The organism is Arsenophonus endosymbiont of Crataerina pallida (assembly GCF_964020125.1).
GTDB lineage: Bacteria > Pseudomonadota > Gammaproteobacteria > Enterobacterales > Enterobacteriaceae > Arsenophonus > Arsenophonus nilaparvatae.
Genome location: NZ_OZ026540.1, coordinates 2,544,356 through 2,565,664, shown reverse-complemented (window position 1 = coordinate 2,565,664; position 21,309 = coordinate 2,544,356). Strand labels below are relative to the sequence as shown.

At 38.1% G+C, this 21,309-nt stretch carries 39 protein-coding genes; 17 read left to right on the top strand and 22 right to left on the bottom strand.

Annotated elements, in window-relative coordinates; translation table 11 throughout:
• The first annotated feature begins 41 nt into the window (after positions 1–41).
• The 3 genes from AACL31_RS13810 to AACL31_RS13800 are packed head-to-tail and all read left to right on the top strand — an operon-like array spanning position 42 to position 1,117.
• A complete protein-coding gene (locus AACL31_RS13810) occupies positions 42–485 on the top strand; it encodes a type III secretion system chaperone (protein WP_310512898.1) in 444 nt (147 codons plus the stop codon).
• Between the two features lie 6 nt (positions 486–491).
• The gene (locus tag AACL31_RS13805; protein WP_310510606.1) at positions 492–725 is read left to right on the top strand and encodes a hypothetical protein; all 234 of its coding nucleotides are present in this window, start codon (positions 492–494) and stop codon (positions 723–725) included.
• Positions 722–1,117: a YscW family type III secretion system pilotin gene (locus AACL31_RS13800; RefSeq protein WP_310512897.1), complete on the top strand. Its 396-nt coding sequence runs from the start codon at positions 722–724 to the stop codon at positions 1,115–1,117. The genes AACL31_RS13805 and AACL31_RS13800 overlap by 4 nt, the downstream gene beginning before the upstream one ends.
• Here the strand turns inward: AACL31_RS13800 and AACL31_RS13795 are convergent.
• Positions 1,074–1,553: an acetyltransferase gene (locus AACL31_RS13795; RefSeq protein WP_310512896.1), complete on the bottom strand. Its 480-nt coding sequence runs from the start codon at positions 1,551–1,553 to the stop codon at positions 1,074–1,076. The two genes, AACL31_RS13800 and AACL31_RS13795, sit on opposite strands and share 44 nt — an antisense overlap.
• A 928-nt stretch (positions 1,554–2,481) precedes the next feature.
• Between AACL31_RS13795 and AACL31_RS13790 the strand changes: the two genes are divergently transcribed.
• Entirely contained in the window at positions 2,482–2,922 is a 441-nt protein-coding gene (locus AACL31_RS13790) for a polymer-forming cytoskeletal protein (RefSeq protein ID WP_310512895.1), read from the top strand.
• A 67-nt stretch (positions 2,923–2,989) separates the two neighbouring features.
• Complete coding sequence (locus AACL31_RS13785; RefSeq protein WP_310512894.1) at positions 2,990–3,277, top strand: GNAT family N-acetyltransferase; 288 nt, start codon at positions 2,990–2,992, stop codon at positions 3,275–3,277.
• Between the two features lie 73 nt (positions 3,278–3,350).
• Here AACL31_RS13785 and AACL31_RS13780 read toward each other — a convergent pair whose 3' ends face one another.
• From AACL31_RS13780 to AACL31_RS13710, 15 genes are all read right to left on the bottom strand, one after another.
• Entirely contained in the window at positions 3,351–3,560 is a 210-nt protein-coding gene (locus AACL31_RS13780) for a tyrosine-type recombinase/integrase (protein WP_339054019.1), read from the bottom strand.
• A gap of 22 nt (positions 3,561–3,582) precedes the next feature.
• Positions 3,583–4,395 carry a phage integrase Arm DNA-binding domain-containing protein gene (locus AACL31_RS13775; RefSeq protein WP_339053281.1) on the bottom strand — a complete coding sequence of 271 codons (813 nt, stop codon included), beginning with the start codon at positions 4,393–4,395 and terminating at the stop codon, positions 3,583–3,585.
• Positions 4,352–4,594 carry an excisionase gene (locus tag AACL31_RS13770; protein WP_310513683.1) on the bottom strand — a complete coding sequence of 81 codons (243 nt, stop codon included), beginning with the start codon at positions 4,592–4,594 and terminating at the stop codon, positions 4,352–4,354. Before AACL31_RS13770 ends, AACL31_RS13775 begins: the two co-directional genes overlap by 44 nt.
• A 16-nt stretch (positions 4,595–4,610) precedes the next feature.
• A complete protein-coding gene (locus tag AACL31_RS13765) occupies positions 4,611–5,222 on the bottom strand; it encodes an MT-A70 family methyltransferase (protein ID WP_339053280.1) in 612 nt (203 codons plus the stop codon).
• Between the two features lie 8 nt (positions 5,223–5,230).
• Positions 5,231–5,473 (bottom strand): hypothetical protein, encoded by a 243-nt coding sequence (locus tag AACL31_RS13760; protein ID WP_339053279.1) that lies wholly within the window; start codon positions 5,471–5,473, stop codon positions 5,231–5,233.
• 195 nt (positions 5,474–5,668) lie between these two features.
• Positions 5,669–6,238: a hypothetical protein gene (locus AACL31_RS13755; protein ID WP_310513203.1), complete on the bottom strand. Its 570-nt coding sequence runs from the start codon at positions 6,236–6,238 to the stop codon at positions 5,669–5,671.
• 82 nt (positions 6,239–6,320) lie between these two features.
• Complete coding sequence (locus AACL31_RS13750) at positions 6,321–6,947, bottom strand: hypothetical protein (protein WP_339053278.1); 627 nt, start codon at positions 6,945–6,947, stop codon at positions 6,321–6,323.
• Positions 6,948–7,033: 86 nt separating this feature from the next.
• Complete coding sequence (locus AACL31_RS13745) at positions 7,034–7,279, bottom strand: hypothetical protein (RefSeq protein ID WP_339053277.1); 246 nt, start codon at positions 7,277–7,279, stop codon at positions 7,034–7,036.
• A 24-nt stretch (positions 7,280–7,303) separates the two neighbouring features.
• Positions 7,304–7,480 carry a hypothetical protein gene (locus tag AACL31_RS13740; RefSeq protein ID WP_310513101.1) on the bottom strand — a complete coding sequence of 59 codons (177 nt, stop codon included), beginning with the start codon at positions 7,478–7,480 and terminating at the stop codon, positions 7,304–7,306.
• The gene (locus tag AACL31_RS13735) at positions 7,468–8,073 is read right to left on the bottom strand and encodes a DUF669 domain-containing protein (RefSeq protein WP_339053276.1); all 606 of its coding nucleotides are present in this window, start codon (positions 8,071–8,073) and stop codon (positions 7,468–7,470) included. Before AACL31_RS13735 ends, AACL31_RS13740 begins: the two co-directional genes overlap by 13 nt.
• Positions 8,070–8,738, bottom strand: coding sequence for an ATP-binding protein (locus tag AACL31_RS13730; protein ID WP_339053275.1), 669 nt, complete (start codon positions 8,736–8,738; stop codon positions 8,070–8,072). The genes AACL31_RS13735 and AACL31_RS13730 overlap by 4 nt, the downstream gene beginning before the upstream one ends.
• A 2-nt stretch (positions 8,739–8,740) precedes the next feature.
• Positions 8,741–9,037 (bottom strand): hypothetical protein, encoded by a 297-nt coding sequence (locus AACL31_RS13725; RefSeq protein WP_310509880.1) that lies wholly within the window; start codon positions 9,035–9,037, stop codon positions 8,741–8,743.
• Positions 9,034–9,183 (bottom strand): hypothetical protein, encoded by a 150-nt coding sequence (locus AACL31_RS13720; RefSeq protein ID WP_290607096.1) that lies wholly within the window; start codon positions 9,181–9,183, stop codon positions 9,034–9,036. Before AACL31_RS13720 ends, AACL31_RS13725 begins: the two co-directional genes overlap by 4 nt.
• A gap of 197 nt (positions 9,184–9,380) precedes the next feature.
• The gene (locus AACL31_RS13715; RefSeq protein ID WP_310513104.1) at positions 9,381–9,701 is read right to left on the bottom strand and encodes a hypothetical protein; all 321 of its coding nucleotides are present in this window, start codon (positions 9,699–9,701) and stop codon (positions 9,381–9,383) included.
• Position 9,702: 1 nt separating this feature from the next.
• Positions 9,703–10,500 carry an antA/AntB antirepressor family protein gene (locus AACL31_RS13710; RefSeq protein WP_339053274.1) on the bottom strand — a complete coding sequence of 266 codons (798 nt, stop codon included), beginning with the start codon at positions 10,498–10,500 and terminating at the stop codon, positions 9,703–9,705.
• A 101-nt stretch (positions 10,501–10,601) separates the two neighbouring features.
• Here AACL31_RS13710 and AACL31_RS13705 point away from each other — a divergent pair, with 101 nt between their 5' ends.
• A complete protein-coding gene (locus AACL31_RS13705) occupies positions 10,602–11,006 on the top strand; it encodes a hypothetical protein (RefSeq protein WP_339053273.1) in 405 nt (134 codons plus the stop codon).
• Between the two features lie 73 nt (positions 11,007–11,079).
• Here the strand turns inward: AACL31_RS13705 and AACL31_RS13700 are convergent, their stop codons facing one another.
• Positions 11,080–11,337, bottom strand: a complete 258-nt coding sequence (locus AACL31_RS13700; protein WP_339053272.1) for a hypothetical protein — start codon at positions 11,335–11,337, stop codon at positions 11,080–11,082.
• A 14-nt stretch (positions 11,338–11,351) separates the two neighbouring features.
• On the bottom strand, positions 11,352–11,843 hold the full coding sequence (locus AACL31_RS13695) for a pentapeptide repeat-containing protein (protein ID WP_339053271.1): 492 nt from the start codon (positions 11,841–11,843) through the stop codon (positions 11,352–11,354).
• A 319-nt stretch (positions 11,844–12,162) separates the two neighbouring features.
• Here AACL31_RS13695 and AACL31_RS13690 point away from each other — a divergent pair, with 319 nt between their 5' ends.
• On the top strand, positions 12,163–12,687 hold the full coding sequence (locus AACL31_RS13690; RefSeq protein ID WP_310513160.1) for a super-infection exclusion protein B: 525 nt from the start codon (positions 12,163–12,165) through the stop codon (positions 12,685–12,687).
• A gap of 29 nt (positions 12,688–12,716) precedes the next feature.
• On the opposite strand, the gene AACL31_RS13685 is transcribed toward AACL31_RS13690, so the two are convergent.
• The gene (locus AACL31_RS13685; RefSeq protein WP_310513159.1) at positions 12,717–12,992 is read right to left on the bottom strand and encodes a hypothetical protein; all 276 of its coding nucleotides are present in this window, start codon (positions 12,990–12,992) and stop codon (positions 12,717–12,719) included.
• Positions 12,993–13,156: 164 nt separating this feature from the next.
• Between AACL31_RS13685 and AACL31_RS13680 the strand changes: the two genes are divergently transcribed.
• Positions 13,157–13,684 (top strand): super-infection exclusion protein B, encoded by a 528-nt coding sequence (locus tag AACL31_RS13680; protein ID WP_339053270.1) that lies wholly within the window; start codon positions 13,157–13,159, stop codon positions 13,682–13,684.
• 293 nt (positions 13,685–13,977) lie between these two features.
• On the opposite strand, the gene AACL31_RS13675 is transcribed toward AACL31_RS13680, so the two are convergent.
• Both AACL31_RS13675 and AACL31_RS13670 read right to left on the bottom strand, forming a co-directional pair.
• A complete protein-coding gene (locus AACL31_RS13675; RefSeq protein ID WP_339053269.1) occupies positions 13,978–14,502 on the bottom strand; it encodes a hypothetical protein in 525 nt (174 codons plus the stop codon).
• A 17-nt stretch (positions 14,503–14,519) separates the two neighbouring features.
• The gene (locus tag AACL31_RS13670) at positions 14,520–14,861 is read right to left on the bottom strand and encodes a hypothetical protein (protein ID WP_310513146.1); all 342 of its coding nucleotides are present in this window, start codon (positions 14,859–14,861) and stop codon (positions 14,520–14,522) included.
• A gap of 150 nt (positions 14,862–15,011) precedes the next feature.
• On the opposite strand from AACL31_RS13670, the gene AACL31_RS13665 reads away from it, so the two are divergent.
• Positions 15,012–15,227, top strand: a complete 216-nt coding sequence (locus AACL31_RS13665) for a hypothetical protein (RefSeq protein WP_310513147.1) — start codon at positions 15,012–15,014, stop codon at positions 15,225–15,227.
• A 150-nt stretch (positions 15,228–15,377) separates the two neighbouring features.
• Here AACL31_RS13665 and AACL31_RS13660 read toward each other — a convergent pair whose 3' ends face one another.
• Positions 15,378–16,082, bottom strand: coding sequence for an XRE family transcriptional regulator (locus tag AACL31_RS13660; protein ID WP_310513148.1), 705 nt, complete (start codon positions 16,080–16,082; stop codon positions 15,378–15,380).
• Positions 16,083–16,211: 129 nt separating this feature from the next.
• Here AACL31_RS13660 and AACL31_RS13655 point away from each other — a divergent pair, with 129 nt between their 5' ends.
• The 8 genes from AACL31_RS13655 to AACL31_RS13620 all read left to right on the top strand — a co-directional run bounded on the left by AACL31_RS13655 (position 16,212) and on the right by AACL31_RS13620 (position 21,120).
• Complete coding sequence (locus tag AACL31_RS13655; RefSeq protein ID WP_310513149.1) at positions 16,212–16,439, top strand: helix-turn-helix domain-containing protein; 228 nt, start codon at positions 16,212–16,214, stop codon at positions 16,437–16,439.
• A gap of 129 nt (positions 16,440–16,568) precedes the next feature.
• Positions 16,569–16,913, top strand: coding sequence for a CII family transcriptional regulator (locus tag AACL31_RS13650; protein ID WP_339053268.1), 345 nt, complete (start codon positions 16,569–16,571; stop codon positions 16,911–16,913).
• A 67-nt stretch (positions 16,914–16,980) separates the two neighbouring features.
• Positions 16,981–17,148 carry a DUF2740 family protein gene (locus tag AACL31_RS13645; RefSeq protein WP_310513698.1) on the top strand — a complete coding sequence of 56 codons (168 nt, stop codon included), beginning with the start codon at positions 16,981–16,983 and terminating at the stop codon, positions 17,146–17,148.
• Positions 17,145–17,660 carry a hypothetical protein gene (locus tag AACL31_RS13640; protein WP_339053267.1) on the top strand — a complete coding sequence of 172 codons (516 nt, stop codon included), beginning with the start codon at positions 17,145–17,147 and terminating at the stop codon, positions 17,658–17,660. Before AACL31_RS13645 ends, AACL31_RS13640 begins: the two co-directional genes overlap by 4 nt.
• 49 nt (positions 17,661–17,709) lie before the next feature.
• A complete protein-coding gene (locus AACL31_RS13635) occupies positions 17,710–18,105 on the top strand; it encodes a DNA replication O domain protein (RefSeq protein WP_339053266.1) in 396 nt (131 codons plus the stop codon).
• A 117-nt stretch (positions 18,106–18,222) separates the two neighbouring features.
• Entirely contained in the window at positions 18,223–20,109 is a 1,887-nt protein-coding gene (locus AACL31_RS13630; RefSeq protein ID WP_339054018.1) for a toprim domain-containing protein, read from the top strand.
• A gap of 39 nt (positions 20,110–20,148) precedes the next feature.
• Positions 20,149–20,385, top strand: coding sequence for a DUF1187 family protein (locus AACL31_RS13625; RefSeq protein WP_339053265.1), 237 nt, complete (start codon positions 20,149–20,151; stop codon positions 20,383–20,385).
• Positions 20,386–20,418: 33 nt separating this feature from the next.
• A complete protein-coding gene (locus tag AACL31_RS13620) occupies positions 20,419–21,120 on the top strand; it encodes a Rha family transcriptional regulator (protein ID WP_310513247.1) in 702 nt (233 codons plus the stop codon).
• The last annotated feature ends 189 nt before the right edge of the window (positions 21,121–21,309 follow it).

Below are 21,309 nucleotides of genomic sequence, written 5' to 3'. Positions count from 1 at the left end.
ATTCAGGCGTTAGTATATGACTAAATTGCCTGGAGAGAAATATGGACGTTAGAGATTGCATTGATCAGATTTTTGGCCAGTTTAGTAAGAAATATCAGTTGCCACTGTTAAAACTTAATCAAGAAGGTATTGCGGCTTTACGTTTTGATGAAAAATTACAGGTTTGTTGTATTTTTCTGCCGGAACAAGAGCTGCTTGCATTGCAAATAGATATTGCTGATTTATCGGAAGTCAGTGAGGGAATTTTTCGTCAGTTGGCCAGTTTTAATCGCTATTGGTATCAATTTAATCTGCATTTTGGTTTCGATGAAACCAGCTTAAAAATCCAATTATATAGTCAAATAACAATCTCCAATTTAACATTAGATAAATTGGAACATCAATTAACGTCAATACTCGATCATGCTGAATTTTGGCAGGAATTATTGTGTGAACCAGTAAAAAAGGCAGTTTACAAAGGACAATTTCAAGGAATGAAGGTGTAATCTAGTATGGAAATTAATAAAATATCCTCATATCAATATCATAGTGATCAATCTATTTCGTCGAGTTATTTTCATGGCAGAAAAATGACGCTAGTTGAATCGGCCAATTTAAGTAAATTGAATCAGCTAGAAGGATTAACGTGCATTTTTAAAATGGATTTATCGCAACAAGCGCATTTGGAGCGTTTAGTGCAGGGTGTTCATCGGCCTTTATCTGAATACGACATAACAGTTCCATGAAGCATTACGCTATATTGGTTGCTATATGCTGTTTGACCGGCTGTATTCATTATCAACCCAATGATCCGTTAAAAACGGTTGTAATGGGTAAAGTCACGATGCCTGTGCGACTGTATAAAACAGCAGAGGTTAATATTCGCTTTTACGCCCAAAATAATGGGCGATTATTGCTAATTAATCAATTACAGTACCGTTTGGATTTACTGCCGCTTGCTTTTACTTTTACTGTTCCTGAAATCTACCAAGCTCAGCAAAAAATTTATCTACAGGCAACGTTAGCTTGGTCGGATAGTCAATTTGTTCAGGCAACTTACCAACAAGTCATCGATAATGAAAAAAAGCTTACTATCAATCTGCAGCCGAAACCCTGTTATCCTGATTGTCAATATTAGTATCGACTAGTCGCATATGTAACAGCGGAAAAGGATTGCCTTCACCATCTAATTCAGAGCGATCATAAATCCGAAAACCATGCCGTTGATAAAAACCTATCGCTTGTTTATTTTGTTCATTAACATCGACTTCATTGACGGCAAAGTTAGTCACAGCATATTGCAGCAATGCTTTGCCAATACCCTTACCGCGTGAAATGGGCGAGATAAATAGCATTTCTAACCGATTTTCTTTAGTTGCCATAAAACCGGTAATGTTATTATGCTCATCCACTGACATGTAAACATCAATATTGGGTAAATAGTTATTTAAAATTAAGGGGCGTAATGTGGCTATCATTTTTTCTGGCAGGAAATCATGGGTAGCGCGTACCGAATTTTCCCAAATTATGATTAATTGAGCAAAGTCGCTGCTGGTTGCCCGTTTAATATGCATATATTTTTCCTTGCTATAAAGTTAGTTATATTAAAGTCTATGATTTTGGTTTAAGGGCCATGAAGTTAAATTTTTCTCAATTGCGGTAGACCGACCGGATTTTAAAAGCAGCAATCCAGCTATACCCGCAATTTGACATTGACCGCAGCCATCATATTTTATTTCATCAGTGATTGGGTAATTTTCCACTAAAAATAAGAACGTTTGTTGTGGGCAAATGTTGGTAAACGTCTTATCAGCACTGAATAATCCTCGCAGCAACCCGCTAGGCTAACATAACGATGTGACTTTAATACACGATAGTAGCTTGCATCTTGTTTATTATTGGCAATGGTGTTGACTTGACGAGAAGTAAAATATTGCTACTTAATTAGTATTATTTTAATTTTTTTTATTAACAAATCGGGCTAATTAGATCAATTTTTAGCTAATTTCACTAAAGCTAGCGGAATATAATAAATCTTTACGGCAAACTTGATATTTCATAGCACTAAATCATTGTATAGTGAGTGCCTTAACGGTATTCAGAGCTAAATATGGCATAAGGATTTATGTGTATCCTAATAGGGAATGCGGATTTTTACTCTGTTTACCGTTAGTTTCAATTACGCCTTGGTCTGCTATTAATTTCAATATAAATTACCTTTCTGTTGTTTTAATCACTATATCAATACCAGAGCCAGTTGATATTCTATACTAGTAGTTCAGTTTAATAATTTTGGTTAGGTATCCTTGATGAGTTTATTAGATAAGAATGAAAACATTTAGTGTTAGAGAAAATTGTTGTCTTTATTTTATCTGGTTCCTATGGGTGCTAGTAGTGGTGTTGTATATAACAAATGTGATTGCAAAGACATGGTTTTTTGTTTTAGTTTTTTCATTCGTTCTTATCCTGCTATTTATCTTTATAAGAGTGAGGTTATTCACGATGTTTAGAAATAAAAAGTCAGATATTTCCAATACAAATATATTTGTAATGAAAAGTGATCCTAAACAAAAAGAGGTAACAATTATTTCAGAAGAGAGTTTTTTTAAAGGTAACGTTACTATTTCAGGTGATATTCATGTTTGGGGACATATTAAAGGTAACGTCACAGTAACTGAAGGCACTATCCACATCATGCAAGGTGGAAAAATTGAAGGTGAAATTGAAGCGCCGGATATGATTATTGATGGTTTGGTTGATGGAGCTTGCTTGGGAAATAACCTGGATATCCTGGAACATGGTGAATTGCGAGGGATCAGTCGAGTCAGTCATATGTCAATTAAGCGTGGTGGTATATTTATAGGCCAATCTGAAAAAATTGAGCATCAATCGGAAAAAGTAATAAAATTAGAAGCCATTGAAGAGATACCCAAAAGTAATTGAGCATTTTTGCTAACGTGATAGAATGCTGTGTTATATTGATAGTAAAATCTTTTTCAATTGGTAATGCATGGTTATTATCCTAAAGACTCCTCGTTTAATTTTAAGGGAATGGCGAGAAGCTGATCGGCTCCCTTTTTATCGTCTTAATAGTGATCCTGATGTTATGCGTTATTTCCCACACTTACTTTCAAAAAAACAAAGTGATGCTTTCATTGAAAGTATTAGACAGAAATTTATCCAACAGCAAGGTTGGGGATTGTGGGCGGTAGAGTTGCGAGCACAGAAGCAATTTATTGGATTTGTCGGACTCAATATTCCCGCATATGATCTACCTTTTTATGGAGTAGTTAACTGAAATTAAAATCATTATTTATCAGACAGATACAAGGTTATTGTCACTATAATTCACAATTTGCTCACTATATTTTTTAAATCTCAATCCAACTATTGTTTCTATCATCTTGATACTTAGCTGTCATTTCTGCTGACTTATGGCCTAATAATTTACGAGTAAATTCGCTTCCATTTTTTTCTGTATACAATCTTGCTGACAAACTCCTTATCTCATGAAAAGATGGAGGCGAGCCGTCCCATGCTAATTTTGTTTTATCCCTAAATTTTGTAAATTCGGTTGATATTCTTACTGCTGTAATTTGTTTTTTATTTTTTGTGATAACTAAAGTCAGCTACATGATTAATGTTCTTCAAAATATTGATTAATTTTGTAGACTCAATTTCAAGATCCAATGGAATTGCTATTTTAGTTTCGGTTTTTTGTTGAACAATCCATAGTTTCCCATCATATATATCTTTCCATTTCATTTTTGCAATATCAGATACTCTTTGCCCCGTAACTAAAGCAAGTTTCATTGCTTGACTCAACCAATGATGATCGTCATTTATTAAACTCAAAATAGTATTAAAGTCATCAAGAGACAACCTTGCTCTCTGAACTTTGATTTTTGGTGTTTTTGTTAGTTCTGCAGGATTTAATTGTACTAAACCACTAGCTAATGCTTCCTTGAAGCAGTCAATCAAAGATACTCTCAATATTTTTGCTGTTGTTATTTTTCCTTCACGAATAAAGGTATGAAGAAAATCCGCAATATTTTTTGTGGTTATGTTTTGTATCGGCGTATCAATGAATCCTTTTCTGATTACACCTATTCTCTGTCGATAGTCTTTTAATGTTTTCTCTCTTAATCCTCTTGTTTTCAATATATCTTCATATCTTTCTAAAAACTCATGAAAATAGACATTTCCCTGTCCATCGATCCTTTCTGTTAGAGGTTTTATTTTCTCTGAATTGAGCAATAACTGATTCGCACTGATAGCCTCGTTAATTGCATAGGCTTTGTTTCTACCCAAACCGTATTCCTTCCGGGTACGTGGGTCTCTATAGGAATAATACCCTTTTCTTTTGTACAGGTTAGGGGGCAAATCCCGATTTTTTATTTTTCTGATTCTGGTCATGACCTATCCTTTGCAGCAACATACTTTGATTACTAATTTCGTTAATGCCGTTAACTTTGATTGCATATTCTTCAACTAAATATTCCCTTCCATCCTTGATAGGGGGAGGTTGGATTAACCCATTTCTAACCCAACCTCTGACGGTATCCATTCGGCGAGGTCTGTCCCTCCTTGCATTCCATTCCGCTAAAGTAATCATGTTTATTTATCCTCATTCAAAAACTCTCACTATTCTCAGGCGCTTCATTGCCCCACATATCCCACCCCTGCACTTTGTCGCGAGCAAAAAATTCGATACGTTTCACATCACCGTAGAGCTTCTCTAATCGGTAATGGACTTCCTTGGGTTTTTGGCTATGTTCACCGAGACAGGCGTAGATAACTTGTTTGATGGAAGCGTCCTTGCGTTCTAGTCCTTTCCCCTTGATGGCAATTAAGCAATCTTCTGAATTACTGAGGGTATAATTACCGCCATTCATGCGTGTTTCAGCATTGAGTAATGCCAGAAAGTCATCAGCATCAGACAGCTTGGCTTTTTCGATAGCTTTAGAAATCCGCTCTTTGGCTAACTTATTCAACTTGACCCAAGTAAATCCCTTCATGGTTTTGACTTTAAATCCCCATGCTTCTGCTAACCGGATAGCTTCCAGCGCAAAGTTCCCCGTGTACCACATGCAGAGTACGGAGTTATCATTAACGATGGTTTCTATGGGTAATCGGGTGAGGGCGTAAAAGTCAGTGGTGTTGTAGTGATTGTGTGCTGCGCCGTTTGATGCTTTGTTTTGGTATTGCCAGGGTGGGTCTGCGAGTATCAGGTCATACTTCACTTCATCTCCTAAACATACCAACTTTTACTTTTATGCAAGTCGTCTATTTTTTCTAACACAGTGATTTTATTACCGCCATTTCCGGTTAATGTTCCACTTTCTCCATCGGTATCAAATTGATATATCAATCCTTTGTTTGTTAATTTCTTCTCCCGCAACCTGATTATTGTCATCATCTCACCATGATAAATAACCTGCATCCCTGCTTTGACATGATGTAACGTTGTTCTGTATTCATGGATGTTATTCATAGTATTTCTCCGGTTATTGATTACATGAATGTAAATGTTGATCAAAATTTGATCAAATTCAATTACTTATGGTAGTATTGTTTCTGTTGTGTGTTGGTTAACAGCAACATTTTCCCTGGTGTTGGCCAGCCTTGCGCTGGTCTTTTTTAAAGTTGCTCGGAAATACCAAATAGCGGTTGATTTCTTGAGTAATTGCTAGTGAACCATGACAGGTAATGGTATACCTTCATCTTGCAGCATCTTTAAATAGTCTTCATGGAGCGTTGTCAGACTTTCACGACCAAAATCAGATAAAATCATCCCGTCTTCAGGTGTAGTCGTAATAAAACCGTTATACATCCTGATGGCCATTTCCAGCCCTTGCTCTCTGCCATACTTCTCAATAGCAATGCTTTCAACATGATTAGCTAAAGCAAAGCGTTCAGCCGCAGGGTAAATGGTTATTGATGATGTGTCGTTCGCGTAAAGCGCCGCAATATCGATGCTACCCTCCTCATTTTGAACTTCAACTATCCCGTTCTTTTTGGTTTGCTCGATAATAAAGCAAGTGGCCACTATCCAGCGCCAAATACTTACACGTTGGTCTACGGTGGGTGAAAAGTAATTATGCTCCCATCCCTTGGATATGGCTCCTACAAGCGTGCATCCAGATTTTAAATCGTTATCAAATTTACCAGAGTCGAGCATATTGATAGCATCGGCATAAGTGAAACATCCTTGTTTCTCATTAAAAATACCGGTTGATATCGGCACAAAATCAGTCATTATTTAGTTTCCTATTCTGAAATAGCAAAGCGCCCCATTTTGGGATGATACCACTGACTGCCACGTTTCTCAGCCTGAAGCATCATGTTATGCCGTGCACTTCTAAAGGCTGCTTCATCAACCACTGACATTTGGGTAATTTGGCCGCCTGGCGCAACATGGGGCACTTTTTGCAAGGCACATTCCACGCCATGACTAATTGCCGACATTTGGCATCACTCAAGCCATACTTTGTTTTCAGATAGCTATAGCTTTGGAAACCGGCTGGGATAGTGCCTTGTTTGATATGTTCGATTTCTTCTGAGACTTGCTCTACCTGATGTTCAATACTCTTTAACCGACGCTCCTGTGCAACGTTAGCTAATGCCATTGCCGCGATAATTTCATTGGCGCTTTGTGGTTTACTTTGCTGCTCCAGTTTATCAATTAGCGAGCGGCGAACCGCTTTAGATTCACGGGCGGCAACGCGGAGGGCTTGCTTAAGCGTCATTTCGATAATTTCAATATCAGCGCCGTTTTTTTGACCTACAAAAATTTTGTAGGTCTCTCCTTCAAGTTCATCTTTAATGCGATCAATAAAGACGTTATTTCTAATAGGTGATTCACCATATTCTTTTCGTGTTTCGTTAACCATGAACAGTAATTGTTGCGAGTCTATTGTTTCACTGTTAGGAAGCATAACATTTTGTATATTTATTAAATTTTTCATGTAGTTATCCTTCAATATTAAAATTGATGAATGAGTATTAATTAAGTGGAATAAGCTAGGTGGGGTAATGACTTCTTGTTTTGTGACTATTTCTTCAATGTGTCGAGGAATACCCCCAAATAAACCATAAGAGCTGGCACTAGCATGATGCTAATAACCAGTAGCTCTTGCCCGCCTAAATGGATATTGCCTAATTCGCCACGTTTAAACCTGATTTGCGGGTCAATGACGGCATCGGCATGTGCAAGATGTCCCACTATCAGTTCGAAGGCAAACGCTGCGCTGATAAACAATAATGTCGTGATTAGTAATTTGATGATGTTAAGTTTCATGGTTGAACCTCCGATATAATTAGCTTATTTCTTAACGCAAATCGCTTTGGCGTTGATATCCTTGAAAGTTTCAAATTCCCACTCAAACTGTTTAGCGGCGAATTGACACATGTTTTCAGTGTCAAATTCCTGAGTATGAAGGCTGGCTACGTTACTTGATGCGTAAGGGCTGGCGTACATGGCTAAGATTAAAATCCACATGGTGATTTCTCCTGCGTCCAAAAAGGGGTAAACTCATCATTTACTTGTTCAGTGCTTACTGGCGTATTAGTTGGTCTACGCTCGTCTCTATCTTTCAGAGTGCGTAATAGATTTTTAACAGCTTGAGCGGGTTTGTTTTCAACTTTTTCTAAAAGCGTTTGCCCAGTGTTTGCTACAAATGGCATACGGATATCAAAGCTGTAACTTTCATCACCATTTTTCTTTGTTCTCAGAATTTTTTGTAAAACAAGTCCTACTTTCTTGCCATGAAATTCTGGTGCAACTAGGTTATTGTTGTGAACAACCGAGGTGACTCGCTGAATACCGACGCATCCCATAATGGCATTGACCATATTCTGACCAAAATTGTTGACTGTGCCGTCATTTTTCTTACAACAAATACTCAGATAGTTAACTTTTTTCCCATCCTCAGATTCACCCGAGAATTCAATAAACTCTGCGCCTCCTTCGCTTCTTGTTAATTTAGCCTCCGTAATAGTGATTACATATGCGCCTGTTTCATTAATGAAGCCTCCCTGATAAGCAGCAAGGGCGGATTCTTCTGTATAAGTAAAAATAACGTTGTGATTCATACTTTATTTTCCTCTTGTTGTGGCGTGATGCCATAATAGTTGCAGATAACTTTATCTATCTCGTTCAGGTCATTCTCAATGAGCTGAGAATCAAACATTCCCATAGGGCTTTTGCAGCAATCACTGCCATTTGATTGAGTTGAGAAAGAGTAAGAGCCGTTTGATACATGTGTTCGCAAAACGATAGTAAAATACCCTTCGGGTACGAGTGTTGAGTCAACTAATTTACCGACCGTTTTCATCCGAACGCTGCCGAAGTCATCGGTTTGAGTGTGAGACAAGATGTAAACACGCCGGCGCGCTGAACCCTCGCCAGCAGCTCTAAACACATCCCAGGCATTCTTACCAATAGATGTGAATTTGTCATACCCTCTTTTTTCATTGCACTTTGCCATGAGTTCGTTAACCATCACAGCCTGATAGTCATCAATAACAATAATTTCATGTGGCGCTTTTTTAAGAACGGCTACGATATTATCGGTTTGGTCAGTACGATATACATTGCCATCAGGGTTAGCGCTATTTCTTAATTTCCATTGTTTAGTGGGAAATGGCAGCGGTTTATTTATGCATTGAACGATTAACGTTTTACTTGTATCAAGATTTCTTAAGCTGGTACTTTTTCCTGTTCCTGACTCACCTAATATTAATGTTGCTGTTCCCATATCTAATCACCTCTGATTTTTCCACCGAACGGTCCATCTCTTAGTTCTTGACCAATGAAAGGGTTGTATTTTTTATTTTCTGTATTTATCGGTTGGTAATTTGTCGATGTTTTGGTTATTAGTTTTTCTATTTCTTTTGCTTCTTTATCGTACATTTCCATTGCTTGACGTTTTTCTTTCATTGACGGCGATAAGGGTTCTTTACCTTGTTTGATAACCTCTATTTGTTGCATTGCATAAGCAATAGCTTCCTCTTTCGACTTACATCTCTTATCATCAGTCAATCGTGGCATTTTCATGTAAAATCTCCTCGAAAATCCTGCCAGCTGATAGGAACGTTTTGTTGTCCAAGCACTTCACGTTGATGTTCATACTTGTTATGCTCCTTAAGCTCATTGCTTTTTCTTTGCTCCTTGAGCAACTGAGTCAATTCAAATAAAGTCATGGGTTATTCCTATCTTGCTAACAGTAAAACGAGGCTTGCCAACGCGATGATTAGCAAGGTGGGGATATTTTTTATGGATTCTTTCCGAGAGAAGCTGTCACTATTTAAGATATAGCGAAGCTCCTGCTGTTTAAGCTGGTTCATGTTTTTAAACCTTAATTGATATTTAGATGGGATTAATTTGTAGAATCCGGTCTTTATTCGTCCGTTTTCTTTGATTGATATTTGAGTAGTGTCTGTGTTGCTCTGCGGTGGCGGCGATGCGCGTTATAGAGTTCACGCTTTTTCTTCATTAACGCTCTATAGTGAGGCTTTGTATATTTGATGACCCCTTCGTATTCCGGTTTTTCTGGGCTAAGTGAACCACAATTCGCTCTAGGGTCACCATTTTTGAGTAAATATTGGCGTATAGCAGAATGATAAATATCTTTCAGCGTCACAATGGATTTTTCACAGGTAAAAATATCTTTGGATGCCGCAATGATACGAGCAATAATAACGTCCTGATTCATCGTCATCTTATGCCACCTGACTATATTTGTCGTGGGTGAATTCACCGTTCCAGTCTTTCTTCATTGGTAGCTTACCTTTGAGGTATTGGTTATATAGCCATGCAGCGCCTTTTTTTAGCAGAACAACTTTGTAACACTGGCGTTGCCCGTAATCGTTTGTCATGATAAAAGGTGATTCGGTTAGATACGTATCTCTCGCATAGGAGTGAACACGCCAAACATGGGGCTTGCAGATATCCTTTTCTGCATCGTAGAGAAAATGACGCGATTCTAGAAATAGATTTACCTGGTTGATGTTCACGCCATTAAGTTGTTTGCAAAACTGAACAGGTGACATGCCAACCTGGAACAGGTTTTTAAGACTATCGATTTCGGTTTTTTGCTCTTTGTTAACTAACGACAAGTGTTGAACTTTCTCTGCCATTTCAGCGGCAAGCCGTAGTGCTTCAGGAAGTGTTTGTGGAATAACATGTGTAGCAGTTTTTGCCTGTCTTTCGCATTCAATAAAGTACTGCCTCGCCTGTTTCTCTTTTTCGTTGCGCTCAACCATGGATAGTTCTTTCGCCATATCGAGGGAAATATGATATTCCTTTGCTGGACGGCCTCCATTTGGGGTTTTTGATAAATTTATCAAAAAGTCCTGATGTTCAATAAAACCATATTGTTGAATGCGATCTTTTATCCAATTAGCAAACTCCTGCTTACTTTCCAAAAACGCATGTAAATCACGGGCATTAACAGTTTGGACAGTTTCGCCATTAATACTATTAGTTTCTATTGCAATCAGTTGATGTAATTTTGACATAAAAATATTTCTCCGTAATGAAACGAATGAAGGTATTAACGTGAAAGATTTTGCAGATTGAACCTGAAATCCGTTATACTTACCAAAAAGGAGGATTCCCTATGGGTCAAGTTGCATTTGATGCACTACAAGCATCGGAAGAACTAGAAAGTGCTGGCATTTCCAGAGAACAAGCCAGAGCCATTTCACTTGTCGTACGTAGATCGCATGAGGTTGCAGATGTAGCCACCAAAAGAGATTTAGAAGACGTACGTAAAGATATGGTTGCTCGCTTTGAAAAAAACGAAGCTCAAATAGCCGATATTCGTAAAGACTTATCTGCTGAGATAGCTGATGTTCGCAAAGACTTATCTGCTGAGATGAATTTACGTTTTGAGAAAACTGATGGTCAGATAGCGTTGATTCGTAAAGACGTTGAAACTATTGCTACTGGATTACTTTTAAAACTTGGTGGTGTAATCGTTGTGACTATTAGTGCTGCAACGGCAATACTGAAATTCTTCTAATTCTTGCACTATAATTATCATTGGGCTGTTAGCTGAATGGTATAGCAGGGGATTTAATTCTTCGGTTGCAGGTTCAAGTCCTGCACAGCCCGCCAATTTCACGATATATTTTCATCAGCCTTCGATTCTCTTTTTTAAGACGCTCATTTTCTTTTGTTAAGCACTGTATAATTTCCTTGAAAGTTCTTGTTTCCATGTCGTCGTCATTCCATATATCAATGCTGCTTAAGTATTTTGCATCGCTCAAATGACGACTACCATTAGTTACTCCAACCAAATTGCCCATATTGAGATGTTTCGCTGTTACAATGCGTGGATTATCGAGTTTCATGAGCAGACTCCTTCTTATTGCGCTGTTTGGTTTAACCAGTCAGGGCGTTCACCTTTACCCAAGTAAAAATCCAGAATGTCAAGTAAACGAGGGTAGAATTCAAGTGCTTTTCTACCGTCCATCCCTGAGATTTCTTCTTTTGTAAATTGCCGCCATTTCTCTACCGAATGATGCTGACATCCAGCACGCAGATATTCTCCATTTGTGATTGTGATTGGATAGGTTTCACCGATGATCATAAATGTAAACTCTGGCAGGTTGGCTTCAAATAGGTTGGCTCCACGTAGGTTGGCTCCATATAGGTTGGCTTCACGTAGTTTGGCTCCATATAGGTTGGCTTCAAATAGGTTGGCTCTACACAGGTTGGCTCCACGTAGGTCGGCTTCACGTAGTTTGGCTCCATATAGGTTGGCTTCAAATAGGTTGGCCTTAGATCCATCCTCGCCATGCGACTCTACCCAAACTTTATGTTCATCAAGTATTTTTCTTAATTCATCGCTGTTCATTTTTTACCCTTAATTTCGGCAATAAAAAAGACCTGATTAGGTCTTATACATTTGTGTGAGATAGGATGTATGCCGAGTGCCTCTCGGTGTCCGCTTACAGTCATGACGGACGGGTAAACGCAATCAAACTCTATTTAGCTATTTGAAAGATAATTTATAGTGTTGACTGTCCCACGGGCGCAGAGCCGCATTCACACATCCTTGAATTTATTAGTTGCCTGTCTTTTCACCACATCAGGCTCGGTGGTTTCTCCTGTACCCCTACAGGGAGATATGAGCTAAAATAATCTCACCCTTACAGAGTGAGAAAATTAAGCCTATGAACAACACTTGGTGGCAGGAATTTGTTCGTTTCTTCCTGCAAGGAATAACACTAAACCGATTGATTTATATGCTTATTATCTTGATAATATTAATAATTATTACACCAACACAGATAAAAGAATGGATAAATTTTTACAATCCTGAAATTATTCCAAATTATTGGATGTACTACATTCTATTATTTTGTGTTAGTTATGTTATGTCTTCCATTCTCGGCGCCACCTACAATTTTATAAAGCCTTTTTATTACTCACTGTTAAATTGGATATATAAGCGTAAAGCCGAAAAATATATAGACCAATTAACGGATGATGAGAAAGACTTTATTTGTCTGTTTTTAGATTTGAAGTACCCAGTAAATAAATTCAATAGGAATAACCCGCTGATAGAAACATTGGTTCAAAAAGGGATCCTGATTGATTTGGGCACATTAGCCTATCAGCAAGATAAAAATCAGTATAAAATTAATGAGTATTATTCCTCTTTGATTATAATAAAGCTTTCATCTAGATGGGATTAAACTTTAATTAAATACAAATCTGGATTTTATTATTGTTCATTTTTTGACTTCTCACGCTGCTCTATAATATATTCAGCTAGCCTTAGAAATTGTTCTTCAGGCATTTTAATATTTGCAATTGTTTCTCTTGTCAGTCTGGTATTTTCATCATCGATCCATTCTATTACATGCTTAAAAAATGATATTGAGCCAATTCTATTCTTAGTGTCACCGAAAGATGAATAGCCAAAGTGATCAGCGTATTGGCTGATGCAATCAGCACTTTCTTTGAATATAATTCTTTTATCTTCGCAATCGATGGTCATTTTTTATCCCCTTAAATTTCCCATTTGAACCTGTTATTGCAATGAAAGATTGCAAATATAATTTAATTGCCTGCTTTTAACCACGTCAGGCAAGGTGGTTTCATCGTTCCCCAACGAATGAAATCATGTATAATCAATTCACCCCAACTAATTGAGAATAATTAATGGAGCTTTTAGCGATCATTGGTCGTGTTATTAATAGCGAACCTCTGGAGAGGGTTATGTGGTTTGTCATTATTTGGGTTTCACTATTAATGCTCAGCCCTGAATCTTGGGGACAGAGTGTTAATGCAAAGATTGGAATACCTCATGTTTGGCATGTGTTTGTTTTTGCGCTTTCTTTTGTGCTTGCCCTTAATACACAAAGAGTGGTCAAGTTATTTAAAATGGAATTAGCTTTAATTATAGATAATAGAAAACTGGCTAACCATAAAAATAAGATTGCTTTTCAAATAGCTAATCTTTCATATGAAGAAAAAACCTATTTGGCAATGTTTGTAGATACCCGTAAAAAATTTTTAGGCGGTAACCGTGGAGATTTGATAATTAACTCATTAATTGAAAAAAACATTATCTACGATGTTACAAAACATTTAAGTACAAGATATTCAGATTACTTTACAATTAATCCAGAATATTTTCACGAGTGCGCCAAGCAGCTTACCTGTTTCTTTGATGAAAAGAAAAAATAAAGAAAAAACTCCACGATATACAATCGGAAAATACAAAGTTACTTGAGGCTATTAACGAGAAACAAGAGTCTATACTGCTCCTTGAGCAATCTCTCGCTGAAGCACAGGTAAAAATGCTGACAAAGAGAAATGGGCTTCTGAGTCTCTTGAGTATGAAGCATGGAGCCTGATGACTGGAACAACTTTCTATCGCAAGAAGCTTTCTTCTGATTCCATTGGAAAATATTCCTATTTTTGTGCTAATCGTTGACCTCCTCCTCGCCCTAAAGTACGAGGAGGAGGTCAAACGGTAATTAGATCTTCATCGGCATAATGATTACGGACACGTTCTCGCTTAATTCGACAATTGATGCATTGTCATTACCGTTAGGTTTAATTTTTATTGATTGGTATTTGGGGTTATAAATCTTGGCGACTTTCTGTATATCTGCGAGATAACTCGCATTAAAGCCAATGATTGAAACAGGTTTATTTTCCTTTGGTATCACTTGCTCTATGTTAGGATATTCCCCGTCAATAACCTCACAGATTACTGCACCAACACGTAATTCATCTTCATCAAAATAAGTCACAATTCCAGAGTGGGTATCAATTTGTGCCTTGTCAAAGCGAGTAAATTTTGCGCCTTTAATTGAAATAATCACGCTTTCATGTAGCGATTCAGTCTCATGCTCGCCAATAAAAACTCGATAACCGTCAGTCGAATAAAGTTTATTGTCAGGGGCAAAACAAATGCCGTTAAGATAATATCTGACATCACATTTAGCCTGAAAAATCATTGCACTGAGAAGCGCTTTTTTATCTACCGTCAAAATCATTTTAACCCCTTTAGCAATTAGCAGTTAGCGGTGACTCCAAAATTAGACTTAGGTTTATTGTTAAACTTTTTAGCGCTGTACAAAGCTACTTTAGGCAAGCAGCAATTATCGAATGCGTCATAAACTTTAGTAGGACGAATTGATATAGCTTTTTCTACACGATTTATCACTTTTCTTTTCAGTGAAAGAATAGGGCGTTTAGTGTTTGGTGTTGTTTGTTGCTGAGAGGGTTTACTTGGATTTAACGCTGCTTTTAATGCCATATTAAGCGCTTTGTTATAGTGATAGGCTGCTTGCTTGGCGCTTCTACGCTCATGTCGACGACGGCGAGCATTATCATAACCATGAAAGTTACACATATGACCTCCTGACAATGGGTTTTGGTGGTGTGTGATAAAGCTAACAAGTCAAATTTACAGTCATATTAATAGTGCCCTGGTGTTGGTTTTAACTTAATGACTGTATTTTGGCTATTTCACACACCCCAAAACCGACTGTTTGGGTGTTTTATGGTTACGCTTTTTCAGCGAAAGAGTGTTAAAGAGCGGTACGGCTTAACGGTCGTCACTTGCCTTCATGTTCATACGCCTCAGGCTGGCTACTTAGCAACGTCTGGCAACGTTTCAGATAACTCGGAGTCTTGTCTGGCGTTTGCCTGTTGCAGTGAGTTGATGGGGTTAATAATAGGTTTTTCTATTTTAATTGTTAATCGTAAAAACGATTAAAATTAATAATTTTAAATAACTAAATGATAATATAGTGTTTTTTATCTAAAAAGCGATTATCGTTAATTTTTGAAATGAAAAGTAGATTTGGAATATATAAATTGGTTGAAGGCTACTAATACCCACTTGTATAGTGGGCTGATTATGTGTTTAATCGATTTTACCTGCTACATAGTAGACTTTCCCTATTATTAGTAGCTCTGATGCAGAAACGATTAATTCTGGGTAATCATCAGATTTATAATTTTTTAATTTGATTTTCTTTTCAGGTAAACTGTAAAGTGCACGTATCATAAATACACCACCATAAGATACTAAATAAATCTTACCATTTTTAATATCTTTTATGCTTGTATCTAGTGCAACGGTAGAATTTTCCTGAATAATCGGTGACATGCTGTCATCAGGTGCAATTATTGATATTGAATCTTTAATTGAGCTATTGGTTTCCTCAACTATATTTTTAGGTATTAAAAACACAGAATAAGTGTCCTCTTCACCCCTAACGCTAGGGGAAAGCACCCACTCAATGCGGTTATATAATTTTAGTTTTAAAATATTATCATTATCTTTTTCATACGCCTTATCCCTGTCCTTGTAATACGATACAGAATCAATAGTCAATTGATTATTAGATTTAATTTCATGCGCTTTCATTTTTCCAATACCATCTGAAAGCCATTCAGGATTAACATCTAAAACTTTTGCTATTTTTATTAGTTTTTTTGTTCCTAATGCGCCGCCACTCGTCAGTCGCCATACGCTTGATTGAGCCATTCCGACAGCTTTAGCTAAAGCGCCTTGACTAAATCCTTTTTCTTGCATTGCTTGCTTGAGTCTCTCTGAAAAGCTCACCTGAATAACCCCTCGAAGATATTTGATCAAATAATATCGCATGAACGATATATACGCAAAATAGCAAATACGATTGACAGTTTATTGATTGATTCTTATAATCGGTTTTATCTATAGGATATTCGATTAATGAAAAATTATGGAATAGAAACTGCTATTAAAATAGCCGGAAGTCAGAAAGCATTAGCAAAAAAATGCGGATTGGCTCAATCAACTATTTGCGATTGGTTAAATGGTAAAAAACCAGTATCTCCCAAATCTGTACCTGATTTAGTTGAAGTCACGGGAGGTAAAGTTCCCGCTTACCGTTTTAGACCTGATTTACCAAAGTTATTCCCTCATCCTGAAAGTGAATAACAGATAATTACGATTTATTAGCTACACCGCTCTTTAACAACCTGGCCTCCCTGAAATTGGGAGATTTATAAATTCCCAGCCCATCGGGAGGGATAACTATTATCTGAAACTTATAGATTAAGTGTAGACATGGAAACCACGATTACACGCAAATCAAATGCAAAAAACATTGAAGCCAAAATACGCAATGGCATTCAGGCACATTCAGCAATAAGAATTGCTCAGGCTATTGGCGTAAATCCCTCTCAAATCACGAGATGGCAGTCAGAGGATGGGATAATTCCGAAGATGGCAAAATTGCTTGATTGCATTGGCTACGATTCACCGAAGCAGGATTTAGTCATAACGAATATATCAGGTGAAGAGATACGCAAGCTGATAGACATGCTGGAGCATTTGAGATTGCCAAAAAAAGAAGCTTCAAGGTTAAAAAACGATGAAGCCTCTAAATGTCAAGTCGAGGGTTGTATTTAATTAGTATTTCAAGGAGAAGGGAAACACCGAATTTCCCTTTTTTTCTTTCAATTTCAGCGAGGTCATTATGCCAAAAAAACGACGATTTTACCAGTCAAATATCCATAAAAACATTATTCGAGAGAGGGTCAATCACTCTTTCACAGAATTAGCCGCCAAGAAGCTCAAAGCTGCATTAGAAGATGCAAAATTAAGGCTTAAACATCGTCAAGAATCAATTAGAGGTAATCAATGAAACATCTTACTCCAACCGAGACCGTTAACCAAATTGGGCGTCTAAATCTGTCTGGTAATGTTATCCCTGCTAACTGGTGGCATCATATCAAAATGCCAAGTGGAAAGCCTGATAGCACCGCTATTGTTCTACTGTCTGAAATTATTTACTGGTATCGTCCAACTGAAATCAGAGACGAATGTACGGGCGAACTGAAAGGCTGGCGCAAGCGTTTTCAGGGTGACAAATTACAGCGTAGTTATCAATCTTTTGCTGATCAGTTCGGATTTACAAAACGAGAAGTGACTGATGCCTTAAAGCGATTGAAATCGCAAGGTATTATTACCCTAGAACTCCGTACAATTAATACTTCAACCGGGGCTTGTTGTAATGTTTTGTTTATTGAACCTGTTCCTGCACGCATTGATGAGATAACTAACGCCACACAATGGGTTAATAATCACCCTGAACTAGAATCAGTTTCTGTAATAGCTCCTACGAAAAAACGTAACACCCCCTACGTTGAAACGTAAGACGTATACAGAGACTACTACAGAGATTACTACAAAGAATAAAAACATATTGATCGAACCCGTTCGATCTGAGGTTAAAAAAACAGACTCTGAAATTGCAAAAGCAAATCAAAATCCAATTGATTTAGCGTTTGAAGGCATATTCTGGCCACAGGTTCAGCGCAAAGTGGGTAAGCAATCCGCCAAATCAGCTTTCAAAACACAATTCAAGTTGTGGCGGAAGGAGACTGGGGAAACACCTGAGCAGTTTGCAGAATTTCTTGTGGCTGATATCCGTTCGAGGTTACAGGCTAAACAATTTGGCTTTGAAAAATTACATCCTGCCACTTACCTCAATGGCAAACGCTGGCTGGATGACAAACCGGTAATACAATCCCATTCAACCAAACCTCAAGCAACAACCACATCAACGTTTACCGTTAGTAACGGCTTGGTATTTTTCTAACAAAATCATCATGAAATCAATTATCAAATCAATACTCATCCGTGGGTATAACTACGGCTGGCTAAGTGCTGGCATTGTGCAATACGGTTTTGATAAATTTAATCTGAGGGAAGCATGATAACGATTACGGAATTATCTGAGCGCTTATGGCTTGATGTTGTCAGAGTGGCTAAATATCTCTTACCTGAAGGCAAAAAAGAGGGGCATGAGTGGGTGGCTGGCTCTGTGCATGGTGAGCAGAGGAAAAGTTTAAAAGTTAATCTGTCTGGCAAAAAGGTTTGGTCAGATTTTGCTGAGGGAACAGAGGGGGATTTACTCGATTTATGGATTCAGGTCAGGGACTGTAGTTTGCATCAGGCGATGGCAGAGGCAAAACAGTTTCTAGGGATAGTGGATGAATCCGGTGCATTTGAAGCAAAACGGAAAAAACAGTTTAAACGCCCACAACCCGCATCACTGAAGAAAACCGTCCGTAAACCAAAAGACTGTTACGAATATCTTCAATCACGAGGCATAGACCGCAAAACGGCAGAAGAATTCCAAGTCAGTGATGCCGTTGTTTGGTCAGCTGAAGCAAACAAAGAAATACCCGCGATAGCCTTCCCTTACAAGCGAGAAGGCGAGCTGATACAGGTAAAACGGATTAGCACAGTAAGACCCAGTGGGAAGAAGGTCATTTCAGTTGAAGCGGATTGTGAACCTTGTTTGTTTGGCTGGCAAGCGTTACCTAAAGCGATTCGTGCAGTCATATTGTGCGAGGGTGAAATTGATTGCATGAGTTATCATCAGTACGGGTTAAGCGCATTGTCGGTTCCCTTTGGTGGCGGCAGTGGGGCAAAACAACAGTGGATTGAGTATGAATTTCATAATCTTGACCGCTTTACTGAAATCTGGTTGTCAATGGATAATGACGAAGTGGGGCAACAGGCCGCCTTGGAAATTGCTCGTCGATTAGGGGAATATCGGTGTCGTTTAGTTAAATTTCCCCACAAGGACATTAACGAATGTTTACAGGCTGGCCTGACACAACAGGAAATTGTACACTACCTTGAAACAGCCGCTTATTTTGACCCTGAAGAACTCTGCACAGCGAGAGATTTTTATCAGAGTACGCTGGATGCATTCTACGGTAGAGAGGAATATTTGTTCAAGACACCTTGGGAGTCATTAAATCGCCATTTTAGTTATCGTGAATCTGAGTTAACGCTACTCAATGGGGTCAATGGACACGGTAAGAGTGAAATATTGGGGCATATTCTGTGTGAATCGATGCGTCAGGGAATGAGAGCCTGTGTTGCTTCGTTTGAGTTAAAACCCGCCACGTTTCTAAAGCGCCTAACTCGTCAGGCAACATGCGCTAAATTACCCTCACAATTAGAAATAGAATCTGCCTTTAAGTTTTATGACGATAGGCTCTGGTTGTTTGGCTTAACAGGGACAGCGAAATCATCACGATTACTGGAAATATTTAGATATGCTAACCGCCGATATGGTATCAATCTGTTTATCATTGACAGCCTGATGAAGTGTGGGCTTGCCGATGATGATTACAATGGGCAAAAAGCCTTCATGGATGCCTTGTGTGATTTTAAAAACAAAACTTCAAGTCATGTTATTTTAGTGACACACAGCCGTAAATCGGAAAGTGAAGAAAAACCCACAGGAAAAATGGACGTAAAAGGCTCAGGTTCAATCACTGACCTTGCCGATAACCTTTTCATCATCTGGCGAAATAAACGCAGAGAACGAGCGTTACAGAAACTAGAGGCTAGTCAAATACTAACTGAAAAAGAGCAGGAATATTTAAAAGAGCCCGCTTCCATATTGTGTCTGGAAAAACAGCGAAATGGGGAAGGGTGGGAAGGAAAAATCTCATTGTATTTGGATAAACAGGCGCATCAATTTTTAGCAGAAGAAAATACAAGTCCATACAATTACATCGCCAACATGCCAAACAGTGACTATGACCAGGTTTGGATGAACAACAATGTATCTAGAGATTGAACCCAGTTTCAATATCTTCAAATAATCAGAACTCCCTCAATGAAATACCAAATTGAAGCAACCCTTGTTAAAGATGGTGGCGAGCCTGTGCATTGGTATCGCTTTAGCGACAAAGCACTATCAGAACAGGATTGCCTGAAAATGTTATCCCAGCCGTCCATGTTCAAAATGCAATTTATGAAGACGGATTACTACTGGACTGTTGGCAATGGCAAAGCTGGAAAGCGTGACAAATTGCCAAAAGTATCAATAGAAAATTTCACTGTACTTCGCTAAACCTACCCCAATAAAAATCAAATAGGCAAAAATATGAAAATGCAACGCATGGTGAATAACCGTGAAGGGCTTCTTTGTGCCCAAAGTGAGGACTCCGGTATTTTAATTCAACATAGAACGGAGCCAAGAATAGATAGTCGTCTGTTTGCTAAACGGCTAAGTATTAAACATAAACATCTTTATGAATTAATTAGAAAGAATTCAAAAAACTTACGTGAGTTTGGCATCCTTCCGTTTCAAACGGAGCGATTAAATACTGTTCAACTGGGTGTGCGTGAACATAAGTATGTTCTACTCAATGAAAACCAGTTTGATTTTATGTGTCGCATTGTTCGTGGACGTAATCACGAGAAAATGACGCAATTTAAACTGGATGTCACAAAAGCATTTGCTAAAAAACGAGCCGCTGAACCTATTAGAAGGGAGTATTTACCTCATTACCATGAGTCCCGTGATGCTTTACGTGATTTAGGTGCGGAGAAACATCACTACATCAATCTGGCAAACATTGAGAATCGGTTAGCAGGTTTATGTTCAGGTGAGCGAAGTAAAGCCAATGAGCAACAACTGGGTGTTTTGCTTTGTATGCAGAAGATAGAGCAAGCAACGTTTCAATCAGCCATTGAATCAGGCATGTCACCTACTCAAGCAGTGCGAGAAGTCAGTAAGCACATAGATATGTTTGCAACTTTAATGACTCCATCTCAACAGATTAGGGGCGACAAATGCAATTGATAAACTCAAAAGCCATTAGAGAGGTGCGCACAAAAGAAAAAATTAAAAACAATGAGTTAATACGATTTGTGCAGTATGCAAAACAACCAATGAAAGCTTTTAAACACATCTTGTCGATGGTGAATACCGTTATGTTTATGAAGACCATATCCATTTTTTGACGAAAAAGCGTCAGCGGATAGCGGGGAA